Below are 12,819 nucleotides of genomic sequence, written 5' to 3' on the forward strand. Positions count from 1 at the left end.
GCGGCGATCGTGCGCGATGACGCGGTAGCCGTGCTGCAGGAAGAACTGGAGCTGAGCGTCCCAGTCGTCGGAGCTGAGCGGCCAGCCGTGGTGGAACATGATCGGCTGACCCGAACCCCAGTCCTTGTAGAAGATCTCGACTCCGTCGGGGGTGGTGACGGTGGGCATAGACGTTTCCTTTCGGTCGGGATATCGCTATGCCCCCACGCTCGCGCGGAATCGCGACGCGGACTACGCGATCACGGGACGCTCAGCCCACAGATTCGGACACGTTGTCGGCAACCCGGCCCTCAGACGGCGGTGGGCAGGGGCCGCACGTCTCCGCCGCGCTTCGTCGTGAGGAAGCGCGAGCGGTAGACGCTCGGCGAGACTCCTACGACGTTGACGAACGCGCGGCGCATGCTCTCGTAGCTTCCGAAGCCGGACTCGTGCGCGGTCCGCGTCACGTCGTGCCCGGAGTCCAGCAGCGACTTCGCATGGTCGATCCGCACGCGCTGGACGAACTGCGCGGGCGTCACCCCGAGCTCCGAGCTGAACAGACGCGTGAGGTGGCGTGCGCTGACTCCGACCGCCGACGCGAGCGAGGCGATGCTGTGCCGCTGACTCGGGTTCGCGGAGACGGCGTCGATCGCCTTGCGGACGACGGAGCTCTGGGGCGGGTTGATCGACAGGGGAGCGGAGTACTGCGATTGCCCGGCAGGGCGCTGCATGAACATCACGAGGTGACGTGCGATGCTCCGCGCGAGGTCGGCGCTGTGGTCCTGCTCGACGAGGGCGAGGGAGAGGTCGATGCCGGCCGTGCCGCCCGCCGACGTGTACACGGAGTCGTCCTCGACGAACAGCGCGTCGGGAAGCACCGTGATGTCGGGATACAGGCGCGCGAGCTGGTTCGCGTAACGCCAGTGCGTCGTCGCGCGACGCCCGGAGAGGATCCCGGCGGCCGCGAGCAGGAACGACCCCGTGCAGATCGACACCATGCGCCGGCTGCGTGCGCGCACCCTGCGGATGGCGTCGACGAGCCGGGGCGGGATGGGTTTCGAGACGAGTCCGTCGCCGCCCGTGACGATCACCGTGTCGGCGTAATCGACATCGTCGAGCAGGGTGTCCACCGCGAGCCGAGTGCCCGCGGAGGTCCGGACGCTGTCCTCGGCCGATGACGTGTAGATCAGGTCGTACTCGGCTCCGAAGCGGGCGGCTTCGGAGAACACCTCCGCCGGTCCGGACACGTCGATCAGCTTGACCCCGTCGAAGAGGACGAAGACGACGGATCTGCGCATTGGTGGATCTCCCTCGCTCACGAGTGGACCGGGCGGCCTCTCCACTGCCCTTCTCGGTGCGCTGACGCCATCCTGGCATGCGCGCCCGGGCGCACGTAATGCCCGGATGCCGCGCCCGCTGCCTCTTCGCACGCGTATGCGGCGCTGTCACCGTGTCGGCGGTGTGCGCCAGGCTTGGGACGTGGCGAAGTTCGATCCGAAGAAGGAGCTGCCGTCGTACCGCGCGCGCAAGGGCGTGTTCGACCTCGTCGAGGTGCCGCCGCTGCGGTACCTCATGATCGATGGGACGGGCGATCCGAACACGTCGGCCGAGTATCGCGATGCCCTCGCGACTCTGTTCCCTGTGGCGTACAGGCTGAAGTTCCTGAGCAAGCGGGAGCACGACCGCGACTACGTCGTGCCGCCGCTCGAGGCGCTGTGGGACGCTGCCGACAAGACGGCCTTCACCACCGCGCGCGACAAGTCGCGGTGGACGTGGACGGCGATGATCCTGGTCCCCGACGGCATCGACGATGAGCTCGTGTCACGCGCGAAGCAGCAGTCGGCCGAGGTGCCGCTGTTCGACCGGCTGCGAGTGGAGACGCTCGATGAGGGGCTGTGCGTGCAGACGCTGCACATCGGCTCGTACGACGACGAGGGGCCGGTGCTCGCCCGCATGCACGACGAGTTCATCCCGTCGCACGGACTCCGCATGACCGGCACCCACCACGAGATCTACCTCAGCGACGCACGCCGCGTCGAGCCTGCGAAGCTGCGCACGATCCTGCGGCAGCCGGTCGCGCGCGTCTAGCCGTTCGCGTCAGGCCTCGAGGTCGTCGACGCCCGGCGTCCACGACTGTCCCGGGCGACCCCACCCGCGCTTGCGCGCGATCTTCTGCGTCGTCTTCCAGTCGCTGTCGCTGAGGCGGTCGATGTAGAGGATGCCGTCGAGGTGGTCGAACTCGTGCTGCATGATGCGCGCGCGCCAGCCGTCGACCTCGATGCGGACAGGCTCGCCGTCGAGGTCGATGCCTGTCACGAGCACCCGATCCGATCGACGCAGCGGGAACCGCTCGCCGGGGAACGACAGGCAGCCCTCCGACTCCTCGTCGGGGTCCGGCTCCCCGGGCTCGAGAGGGTGCATCCACAGCTCGGGGTTGATGATGACTCCGCGCCACGGGTTGCCCTCGTCGTCGGGATACGAGTACGTGTAGATACGGAGACCGACCCCGACCTGCGGGGCGGCGAGGCCGACGCCCGGAGCGGCATCCATGGTCTCGAACATGTCGGCGACCAGTGTGCGGATCTCGTCGGTGATCTCTTCGACGGGTGCTGCGGGAGCGTGCAGGACGGGATCGCCCATGATGCGGATCGGGAGAACGGCCACGCCAAGAGCCTAGCCGCGCGAGGGGTCGGGGTAGTGTCGGAGGGTGCTCGTGGGCGACGTCGGACTCGAGAGCGTGGGGGACACGCTTCTCGGTGTCTTCCGCAACCCCGGGCTGCTGATCGGCATCCCGCTGGCGCTGCTCGGGGCGGTCTTCATGTCGTTCGGCGCGCAGTATCAACACCGCGGAGTGCTCAAGGTCGAGCGTCTGAGCGGCTCGGCGGCGACGCAGGGCCTCACGTCGAAGCAGCTGCTGCGTCTGCTGTCGCGTCCGTCGTGGGTCATCGGCACGATCATGCTCGGCCTCGCGATCGTGTGCCAGCTCGCCGCCCTCTCGTTCGCGCCGCTCATCGTCGTCCAGCCGCTCGGCGCGATCGCGCTCGTGATCACGACGCTCCTGAACGCGCGCATCAGCGGTCATCGCCCCACGAAGCGCTCGCTGATGGCGATCTCTTCGTGCACCGGCGGCATCTTCATCTTCGTGACGATCGCCGCCTTGTTCGCGACCGAGGAGCGAGTGACCAGCGGCCAGGTGATCACGATCCTGCTCCTTCTGCTCGGTGTCGTGATCGCCTTCACGGCCCTGTGGCTGTGGCTGCGACATCGGATGCGCGCGCTGTTCTACATCGTCGGCGCGGGCGTGCTCTACGGGTTCGTCGCGACGCTCGCGAAGGTGGTCATCAGCCGCATCCAGACCGGCGACTTCGAATGGCTGACGGTCACGTCGCTTGTGGCGCTGATCGCAGCGGCGGCGATGGGGGCCTACTTCGTGCAGACCGCGTACTCGTCGGGGCCGCCCGACCTCGTCATCGCGGGGCTCACGGTCATCGACCCCATCGTCGCGATCCTCATCGGCCTGATCGTGCTCAACGAGGCGGCCCATGCGCCGCTCTGGGCGTACTTCGGATTCGCCGTGGCCGGCGCGCTCGCGGTGTGGGGCGTGTTCCAGCTGTCGCGCTACCATCCGCAGGTGATCAGTGACAGTCAAGAACTGCCGATCCAGCGGGGGAGCTCCGGGTCGCTCGACTCGGTGCACCCCACCACGGGCTCGGTGCGTGTCACGGAGGCGGTCGCGAAGGTGTGGCCGGAGCCACCCGTGCGCGACCCCGAAGACACCACGTAGGTCAGTCCTGCCCGACCGGACGGTCGATGGCGATCACGATGGTGCCGCCGTCGAGATCCCCGTCACCCGGTGCCGGCGCGGGGGCCGGCAGCTCGACCTGAGCCTCCCATTGCGCGTGCGCTTCCTCGGCGGACGGTCGCCACACGGCGTCGAGGCCCCCGCCGATGCCGGCGAGTGAGCCGCCTCCGCCGTCGAGCTGACGGCGCAGATTCTCGCGCTTCAGGCGGGGAGCGATCGCGACGAGCACGACGGCGACGACCACCACGCTCGCGAGCACGATCCATCCGACGGCGTCCACGCCGCGATTCTCGCACGCGCGGGTCGCGGCCCGCCGGGCGGTAGGCTCGTTGGCCGAGGGGCGGTGGCCAAGCTGGTCAAGGCAGCGGGCTCATAACCCGACGATCGTGGGTTCAAGTCCCACCCGCCCCACGTATGAAGGCGCCGTCCGCGAGGGCGGCGCCTCCCAGCGCTACGCGCAGCCCGCCCGGGAGGGATCCGGCCGGACCACCCCGACGTCAGGTTCGGGACGGAAGGCCGCGCACCTCGTCGAGAAGAGCGCGGCAGCGGGCAGCGTCTTGCGGCTGCCCGGCGCGCTCGAACCCGTTGATCGCGCGTTCGAGGGCGGATGCCGCACCATCCTCGCCCACCGCGATCGCGACGCGCGCGGTGGCCTCCTCGAGCTCCGCGGCCCACGACGTGCCTTCCCACAGCTCGGCCGAACTCGCGGCGATGGCGCGGTAGCTCTCCGCGCGCTCGAGGTCGCCCGCCTGCGCGCACGCGACCATCGCGGGCACCGCGAGCATGATGTCGCAGAACTGGCATCGATCGTCGAGGCCCAGTGTGCTCTCGGCCCGGTCGACGACGGCGACGGCGGATGCGGCATCCGGAGCCGCTTCGATCATGGTGCCGTAGATGCGCTGCAGCAGGTGATTCGCGATCACCGACCACCGGGCGAGGGGCACGGCACGCTCGAGGAGCTCGCGCGCTGATGCGGCGTCGCCGCGCGCGAGGCGCACTTCCGCGAGGCGCTGCAGCGCGTGAGCCTCTCCCGCCGGCGACCCGATCGCCGCGTGCGACTCGGCGGCGGCATCGAGTTCGCGCTCGGCGAGGTCGAGCTCCCCGCACAGCAGCGCGGCCTCTCCGATGAGCGCCCGAGCGAAGGCTGCCGCGCGCAGCGCGCCCGATCTCTCGGCGGTGCGCTGCAGATCGCGCGCGAGGTCGATGACGTCGCTGTACGGGGTCGGTCCGTAGAGCAGGTACTCGGCTGCGCACAGGTAGCCGTCGAAGAGCGAGTTCGCGACCTCGGGTCGCTCGGCGTGATTGCGGAGCTCGACACGGATGCGGTCGAACCACTCGCCCCGACGATGTGCGAGCAGCCCCTGCAGCGCGACGAGGTCGAGTACCTGCCAGTTGTGCTCGCCGGCGAGCACGCGCACGCGGGCGGCCTCAGCGATCTCGGGAGCCCGCTCCCAATCCGACACGAAGAACGCGAGGTTGCCCTGGGCGAGCAGCACCTCGGTGCCCACGTCGTCCTCGGTGACCGGCACACCGTGCAGCGCAGCCGCCGCGGTCTCGGCGTCGCCCGCCATGAGCGCTGCGCGCGAGAGCCGAGCGCGCACGCGCGGTGCGTCGGCATCGTCGGAGGCCGCGAGGGCGGTCCTGTAGGCCGCCACCGCATCCGGATCACCGGTCGCGAGGAGGAGGTCCGCACGCAGTTGCAGCAGCCGAGTCCGCTCCGCACCCAAGGCGAAGGGGAGCGCGCGTTCGACGAGTCGCAGCGCGTCGCGATAGGCGCCGACGGTGGCTTCGGTCTCGGCCGCGCGGAGCAGGTGCGGCACGGCTGATTCTTCGTCGCCCGCTTCCAGGAGGTGGTGGCCGATGCGGGCGGGCGACTCGTTCGCGCCGACGAGGCGGTCGGCGATCTCGCGGTGGATCGTCCGGAGCCGGTGAGGCGGGATCCCGCGAAGCAGGGCGTCTCGCACGATCGCGTGCCGGAATCGATAGGTCGCGTCGGCGTACTCGACCGCGCCGGATTCGAGCGCGGCATCCAGGTGGGCGAAGGCCTCCGCCTCGGGGAGTCCGGCTATTGCGACGAAGTCGTCGGTGTCGAACGTCATGCCGAGCACGGCCGCCCGTTGCAGGAGCGTGCGGGTCTCCGCGGGGACGCCGCTCAGGATCGTGAGCTCCCGCGGACGCGCGCCCGGCGCCCTTGTCAGGCGACGGGCGAGCTCGACAGCGATCGCGGGAACGCCGTGGGACTGCGCGATGACCTCGTCGACGACGCCGGGTGACGCATCAGGCAGCACCTGCTGGACGATCCTCCTGATCTCGACGTCACCGAGCGGGGCGAGATCGAGTCGCAGCGCACCCGCGCGAAGCTCGAGCGTCTCGAGGAACTCGAGCACGGCGGGTGCGGCCGTCTCATCGACCCCGAGCGCGAACACGACGGGCTCATCGGCGAGGGTGCGCACGAGGTGGTGCAGGAGGCGCAGCGTCGCCTCATCCGCGTCCTCGAGGTCGTCGATAATCAGCACGAGGGCCGGCTGTGCGGCGGCGCGGAGCAGCTCCGCCGCGGCGACGAAGAACCGGTGCTGTCCGATCTCGCCCGACCATGTTCCCGCCATCTGACCCGTGAGAGCGCGGTCGAGCTCGTCGCGGCACACGGACGGGATCTCTTCGAGCAGATCCGGACGTGCTCGGATGATCCGGCCGAAGGCCTCGACGATCGCCGCGTAGGGCCACGCGCCCGCGACGCGGGACGCCGAACCCGTCGCGACGCGCATCCCCCGATCGAACGCCGCCGAACGGATCGCGTCGAGGAGCGCCGTCTTGCCGATCCCCGCCGGCCCCACGACGACGACGGGGCGTGCTTCGCCGTTCGCCGCGCCCTCGAGGGCTGCGGTGCCGCGGCGAGCTCGGCGGCGCGTTCGACCACGCCCCGCGGACTGGGCGGCGCGGGCGGGACTGCAGCCAGAGCTCGGTCGCGAAGGCGCACGGCGGTGTCGCTCGGAGCGACACCCAGCTCTCGTTGCAGCGCCCGCTCGAGACGCTCGAACTGGCGAAGTGCGGCGTGCCGGTCACCCCGTGCCAGCTGTTCGCGCATGAGGGCGACGTGGGCGCGCTCGTCGGTCGGAGCGACCGCCACGAGGTCGGTCCAGCGCTCGGCCAGCGCGAGGACATCGGCCCGCATCGCGGCGAGTCGCTCGTGCGCGTCGATCGCCCAGTCCTCGAATCGGTCGCCGGGCAACAGCTCACCGGAGTACGCGTCGGCGGCTTCCGCTGCGAGGGCGGCGTCTTCTGCTTCGAGCGCGCGACGCGCCAGCTCCTCGAATCGGACGGCGTCGATCGCGACATCGAAGCCGGGGAACAGGGCGACGTGATCGTCTCGCAGGACGATCGAGTCCGCCTCGCCGATCGCCTGACGCGCGAAGTGCGCGGCCTTGTGCAGCTTCGGCAGCGCCTGATCGACGTGCTCGTCGGGCCACAGCGCGTCGAGGACTCGCTCGCGGTGCATCCGTCGACCCGGCGTCAGTGCGAGCAGCTTGATCAGACCCGAGGCATGACGTCGGGTGAGCGATCCCGCGCCGGTCGGACGGCCGTCGATCATCACGTCGAAGCCGCCCAGCAGCGTGATGCGGATGTCGGACACTCGAGCCCCCAGCTCCCCAGCGGAACGCCCATCAGTATCGCGTTCGGGCCGGATGCGATCAAGGATGCGGACCGTGAGGTCCGTTCCCACGCGGCCCCACGGCTGCAGACGTCGCCGGGGCCTCACGCTGGTGCGGTGACGTCTGATCTCGCCATGGCGGGAACCGCGGGGACGGGCGCTGCGACCGCCTCCGAGATCCGCTCCGCGCGCCGGACCAGATCGAGGTATCCGGCATGGTCACTCGCGGAGATCAGCTCGGCGTCGCGCGCGATGCCCTTCCGGTAGGTGCTCACGGCGAGGGCGACATCGAACAGCGACGTCACGGCGCGGTCGCCGAACGGGGCGTCGCACCACCGCACGAGGTAGCAGGCCATGCCGTAGGCGAGCGCGGCGCGCGAGCCGGCGAAAGCGCGATCGGACGGATCGGGAAGCGCCGCCTCGACGGCCTCGGCCGGTGAGATCGACGGGGGAGAGCCCTTGAGCACGAGGCGAGCCCGCGCGAGGGCCGCCCACTCGATCTTGAGGCGTATCCCGGTCGCGCGCTCCGCGGGGTCGCCGTCGGTCGGCACGACCTCGGCACCCGCGGCTGAGAGGCGTGCGAGTGCAGCGGACACCACCTTCTCGGCCGCAGGACGCGAACGCCGTGTCAGCTCGGCGCGCAGTTCGCTGAACGCGGCGGCGACCTGGCGCTCGTTCTCGTGGGCGGCTTTCGCGCGAGCGGCCGCCGTCTCGGCGAACTCGATGCACCGGTCGCGGCTCTCGGCGGCGAGCGCACTCTGCGCGGCATCCGCGGTCTGCTGCGCGCTCTCGGCCACACGGCGCGTCGCCTCGACCGCCGCCGTCAGCTGCGGCGAGACCTCCTGGCGGAGTCGCTCGGCGATCCGTCTGACGTGTGCGAGGTGCGCCTTGGCGGACGACAGGGACGCTCGCGCACGTGCATCCGCGCGGCGGGCGTCCTCGCGCGCACGCGACAGGGTGAGAACGGGCGGTCGCTCCGCTATCGGCGGCGGCTCGGGGTAGTCATCCGGTCCCTCCGTCGGTGCGGCGGCGAGCACCAGTGCGACGAGATTGCGCGCCGACACCGCCTGCGAGACGAGAAGACTGCGCGCGAAGCGGCTCTCCCGCGGTGCGGCGATGGTGGGCAGGTCTCCGCCCGGGAACTCGAGGTCTGCGACCCCGCTTGCGTCGCCCTCCTGGCCACGGCCACTGCGCTCGGCGATGGCCGAGGGTCTGGGCGGAGCAGGTTCCGATGGCGCTCCGCCGCCTCGGGTCGCCGGCTGTGCTTCCGGCGCAGGGGCTTGCTCCCCTTCGCCTCGTATGAGCGCTTCGTTGAGCCACATGGCCAAGCGCACGAGATCGTCGACATCGTGGCTGTCGCGATATCGGATGCGTTGCAGCGTCGCCGCCGCGAGCGCGTTCTCCGGGTCGCGATCGATCGCGAAGGCGAGGAGGGCGATCGCCTGAGAAGCGGTGGAGGGATCGGCGAACCATCGGAGCACGACGCGCTGGATCGCGACGGACACCGCCGTGGTGGCCCCGTTCAGGCCCGGCTTCATCTCGTGCGGATAAGCCCGGGAGAGCCGCACGAGGATGTGGGCGGCGATGAACTCGGCCAGGATGGCCGGATGCTTCGCGCCGGGGGGCAGCGGTTCGAGAGGGGCCAAGCGGGGCGCGTCCGTCGCCACGGCGCCCATCCAGCTGTTCCTTCCGTTCCGATCGAGCGTGAGGGTGACCTCGCGGTCGGAACGGACCTTGATGTCGGCGCGCCATGGCTTGATGCCCACCAGGAACAGGGTCACCGCCTGCGCGGCCGCGACGACCTTGTTGTCGGAGAGCTTCGTGAGGGCGCTGTCGACGTCGGCGAGGATCGGCGAACTCTGCAGCTCCATCGGACCGGTCTCGACCGCGAGCGCGCGGAGCGCCCGGACCACGTCCGTCTCGCCCAGTGCCACGTCGTCGACCGGAGTCACGGTGATGCTGATCCTGCGAAGCGTCGCGATGGCGCACGCGAGTGCACCGGCTCCGAGAAGCCCCATGAGGGCGATCGCAGCGAAGAGCACGACCACCCACCAGCCGCTCAGATCGCCTCGACCGACCGCGATCGCCGTGGCGCCTCCTCCGGCGGCCGCGACGAGGATCGAGACGATCCCCGCGAGTGCAGCGGTGCGCCGCGATGCTCGACTCGAGGCGAGATCGCGCACGCGAGGAAGCTCGACGAACAGACGCGAGACGACGAACAGTGCGAGGAGAGTTCCGAGGACGGCGAGTCCGAACGCGGCGAGCGGTGCTGCGAAGTTCTCGACGAAGTCGTCCCACCAGCCTCCGACCTGCTCGGGACCGGTCTCGTCGGATGCGGGCGGGGCGAGCGCCGACACGAGGTTCCACGTCGGCGCGCACGTGCCGGCCTCGGCCGCGCTCGCGCCGCCGACGGCCGTGAGCGTCGCCAGGGCATCCGTTTCGTCGCCGCGCGCAAGCTGGCGGTTCGCGAGCGCACACGCCGCAGTCGCCGTCTCCGCGTCGACCGGATCCGACTCGGTGGCGTCCTGCGTCGCCACCGATATGAGCCAGGTCGCACGGCAGCGCTCCGGCAGCCACCGCGCGTTCTCTGCCGTGACCCCCGCGTTCGCGAAGGCGTCCATCGCCCGCCGGCCATCGGCGTCGCGCAGGGCCGTGGTCGCCTCGACGCACGCGGGCTCGAGAAGGCTGTACGTCAGCCCTGCGGCTCGTGCCCCGGCCGCCCGCCAGACGTCGTCGCATCCGGGCCCGCCCGTGTCGGCATCGGGTCCGGCGACTCCTGCGGCCGCCAGGACTCTGACGGCCTCTTCGGCAGCATCTCGGCTCGGATCCTCCAACGTCGCCGCCGCGACCGAACACGCGGTTCGGACGGCGCTCGCGTCGGGGTGGTCGGCCGTCGCCGCCTGCCAGACCGCGACCCCGCCGACAGCAACGGCCGCCGCAGCCGCGACCGCAAGTCGCCGCAGCACCTTTGCAAGGTGCGGGTTGTCGGTCCCCATGTCGCCCCCAGGATTGCGATCATCGTGGCGGGGCGGCGGCCCGGCGTCAAGAGATGCTCGCGGAGGCGGCCGTTCCGTGTGTCCTACAGGATCCTCTGGACGGACGGTTGCGCCCTCGACCGGTGACGGGCCGCATCCGTCGGATCGTCACATCGCGTTGCCGATGTACGAGTACTTCACGAAGACCTCGGGTGCGATGCCGGCCTCTTCGAGCACGCCCTGCACGGCGGTGAGCATGTAGCTGGAATCCCACCCCATGTAGAGGTAGTGGTCGTCGTCGAGGCGGTCCCACTGGCCGTTCCACGACTTCGCGCCGTACACGGGGCCGCCGCGACGCGCGCAGTATGAGACGACGGCCTCGCGCGAATCGGCCCACAGGCGCTTGAAGATGCGGTTGAAGAGGTACTTGACGTCGTGCACTTCCCAGTGCTCGCCGCGGTACTCGACGTAGTCCCACTCGCGCTCCCAGCCGCGGGGCCAGCCGCGCCGGTGCACCGCGTCGAGGATCGGGGTGAGGCCGTCGTCGTCGATGAGCCGGACGGCGGGGCGCCCCCACACTTCGACGAAGCGCTCCGCGAGGCGTGCGGACCGCGCGGTGATCGCCGCGGTGTTCCACGCGTCGATCTCGGCGAGCTCGGCTGTCGTCGGGACGGCGCTGCGCGCGAACACGCCCTTGTTCGCGGGGAACGACTGGTCGAACGCGCGGATGGCGAGGTCTTCCTCGAGGAGTGCGAGGTTTCCGAGCGTCTGCGCGAGCGCGCGATGGCTGTTCTGCTCGTCCTCGGTGTAGTCGGCCCACTCGCGGGTGCCGTCGCCGGTCCAGGTGTCGGACGGGGCGGGTGGGAACACGTGCGCGACCTCGAGGCCGGAGGTGTCATCGACGCCCGACAGGCGTCCGAGGACGTACGCGGGGTGGGGGAGCTCGGCGTACTTGAGCGCCGCGCGGACACGCTCGTCGGACGGCATGATGCGCGCGATCGCCGCACGCAGCGCCTCGGAGCCCTCCTCGCGCGCACGGCAGAGGCGTGCGACGAGTCGGTCGTTGCCGACGCCGACGACCGCGCGGCGCATCAGCAGCGACTGCACGTGCTCGAGGGTGCGGGTGAGGTCGTCCGTCGAGATCTCGCCGTGGAGGTGGTCTCGGTACGCGCGCATGACGAGCGGGTACATGCCGCTGCCGAACGTGTTGAGGTAGGCGAGCTGGCGGGCCACCGCGGCATCCGTCGCCTGTTCCGGGTCGAGGAGCACGCGATACACCTCGGAGTACTCGCGCCACTCGGCTGCGTGTCGACGCAGGCTTTCGAGGTCGAGTCGCGGGAACACGTGGCGGAACGTGTCGTAGACGCCGCGACCGCCCGTGACGATCACCTCGCGGCCCGTCTTCATGACCAGGTACTGCCGCCAGAACGCGGCGATGGACTCGCCTGTGTTGCGCTCGATCGGCAGCCAGTACTCGCTCTCGATCTCGCGCTGCTCGGCGTGGGTGAGTCCCATGAGCACGTAGTTGTGGATGAGCTCGTGGTCGCGCAGCGGCTCGCCCGTCGAGTTGAGGCTCTCGAAGATCTGCTGCGCGTTGGCACCGGCGCCGAGCGTGATCGCGACGTGCTCCAGCTTCTGGAGTCCGCGCCAGATCCTCGGGGCCTCGTCGGCGCTGATCTGGCTGCGGAAGAAGGCGTAGTTGTCGTCGAAGCGCGACTCGCGCGTCGCGTCCTCGGCAGCGCGGCGGTCGAGGACGACGCTCTCGAACACGTCGGCCCACGCAGAGTGAGGCCGCAGCTTGGTCTCACCCGATTCCGGCCGCACGATCACGCGCTCGAGCTGCGCCGCGAGCTCGGGATCGTCGTCGCGGACAGTGTGGTGGAGCGCGGCCACCAGGAGCATGAGCGTCGTGATGCGCTGCTGCCCGTCGATGAGCACGAGGTCTCGCGACCCGTCATGGGAGCTGATCGACGACAGGATCGAGCCGATGAAGTGCATGTGCCGGTCGTCGAAGTCGGCGACGGCGCGGATGTCGGACAGCAGCTGCTCGCATCCGCCGATGTCCCACCGATACTGGCGCTGGTAGACCGGCACGACGATTCGCCAGTCGCCTGCCGACAGCCATCCGATGGTGTTCACCGCGGTCGCGTCGACATTCGTGGCATTGACCATCGCCCGGATTGCTCCCTCGAAGTGCTCGGTGGCGCGGGCGCGAAGAGCGGCCGGACACGCCGCACTTCACTCTAGTCGACCGCGTCGACCGGTGGTCCGGCAGGTTGCGTCCAATAGCGTGGTGTACGGATCGGGTGACCGTGTCGCTGCGGACGTAGCGACGGTCACCGCGTGATCCTTCGAGAGAACTCTTCACATCCATCTCGAAAGGAACCACGACGATGACCGTCGCACCCCACGAT

Annotated in this window: 8 protein-coding genes, 1 tRNA gene and 2 pseudogenes; 3 read left to right on the forward strand and 8 right to left on the reverse strand. The window is 70.4% G+C overall.

From position 1 onward, the window contains the following. Positions 1–168 (reverse strand): alpha/beta fold hydrolase (locus VNR19_RS02125; protein WP_325723433.1); only part of this gene is annotated, 168 nt, incomplete at its 3' end. Between the two features lie 122 nt (positions 169–290). Next, entirely contained in the window at positions 291–1,277 is a 987-nt protein-coding gene (locus tag VNR19_RS02130; RefSeq protein WP_325032684.1) for a GlxA family transcriptional regulator, read from the reverse strand. A gap of 136 nt (positions 1,278–1,413) precedes the next feature. On the opposite strand from VNR19_RS02130, the gene VNR19_RS02135 reads away from it, so the two are divergent. Further along, positions 1,414–2,067, forward strand: a complete 654-nt coding sequence (locus VNR19_RS02135) for a GyrI-like domain-containing protein (protein WP_414684111.1) — start codon at positions 1,414–1,416, stop codon at positions 2,065–2,067. A gap of 9 nt (positions 2,068–2,076) precedes the next feature. Here VNR19_RS02135 and def read toward each other — a convergent pair whose 3' ends face one another. Beyond that, positions 2,077–2,643: a peptide deformylase gene (def, locus tag VNR19_RS02140; protein ID WP_325032682.1), complete on the reverse strand. Its 567-nt coding sequence runs from the start codon at positions 2,641–2,643 to the stop codon at positions 2,077–2,079. A gap of 43 nt (positions 2,644–2,686) precedes the next feature. On the opposite strand from def, the gene VNR19_RS02145 reads away from it, so the two are divergent. Further along, positions 2,687–3,763: a DMT family transporter gene (locus VNR19_RS02145; protein WP_325723427.1), complete on the forward strand. Its 1,077-nt coding sequence runs from the start codon at positions 2,687–2,689 to the stop codon at positions 3,761–3,763. A gap of 1 nt (position 3,764) precedes the next feature. On the opposite strand, the gene VNR19_RS02150 is transcribed toward VNR19_RS02145, so the two are convergent. Then, the gene (locus VNR19_RS02150) at positions 3,765–4,061 is read right to left on the reverse strand and encodes a hypothetical protein (protein ID WP_325032680.1); all 297 of its coding nucleotides are present in this window, start codon (positions 4,059–4,061) and stop codon (positions 3,765–3,767) included. Between the two features lie 57 nt (positions 4,062–4,118). Here VNR19_RS02150 and VNR19_RS02155 point away from each other — a divergent pair. Then, a tRNA-Ile gene (locus tag VNR19_RS02155) sits at positions 4,119–4,192 on the forward strand. Positions 4,193–4,278: 86 nt separating this feature from the next. Here VNR19_RS02155 and VNR19_RS02160 read toward each other — a convergent pair. From VNR19_RS02160 to VNR19_RS02170, 4 genes and pseudogenes are all read right to left on the reverse strand, one after another. Beyond that, positions 4,279–6,654, reverse strand: a pseudogene (locus tag VNR19_RS02160) (ATP-binding protein); the annotation flags it as partial. A 101-nt stretch (positions 6,655–6,755) separates the two neighbouring features. Further along, positions 6,756–7,370: pseudogene (locus VNR19_RS17280) on the reverse strand (AfsR/SARP family transcriptional regulator); the annotation flags it as partial. 164 nt (positions 7,371–7,534) lie between these two features. Further along, a complete protein-coding gene (locus VNR19_RS02165; RefSeq protein WP_325723429.1) occupies positions 7,535–10,426 on the reverse strand; it encodes a hypothetical protein in 2,892 nt (963 codons plus the stop codon). A 147-nt stretch (positions 10,427–10,573) separates the two neighbouring features. Continuing rightward, positions 10,574–12,577, reverse strand: a complete 2,004-nt coding sequence (locus tag VNR19_RS02170) for a DUF262 domain-containing protein (RefSeq protein WP_325723431.1) — start codon at positions 12,575–12,577, stop codon at positions 10,574–10,576. Positions 12,578–12,819 lie beyond the last annotated feature (242 nt).

Source organism: Microbacterium sp., from assembly GCF_035556355.1.
GTDB lineage: Bacteria > Actinomycetota > Actinomycetes > Actinomycetales > Microbacteriaceae > Microbacterium.

What these genes read in the sequence shown, in the direction of transcription:
- VNR19_RS02165 (WP_325723429.1), bottom strand. Translation starts at nt 10,426, where the DNA reads ATGGGGACCGACAACCCGCACCTTGCAAAGGTGCTGCGGCGACTTGCG.
- VNR19_RS02130 (WP_325032684.1), bottom strand. Translation starts at nt 1,277, where the DNA reads ATGCGCAGATCCGTCGTCTTCGTCCTCTTCGACGGGGTCAAGCTGATC.
- VNR19_RS02135 (WP_414684111.1), top strand. Translation starts at nt 1,414, where the DNA reads ATGCGGCGCTGTCACCGTGTCGGCGGTGTGCGCCAGGCTTGGGACGTG.
- VNR19_RS02170 (WP_325723431.1), bottom strand. Translation starts at nt 12,577, where the DNA reads ATGGTCAATGCCACGAATGTCGACGCGACCGCGGTGAACACCATCGGA.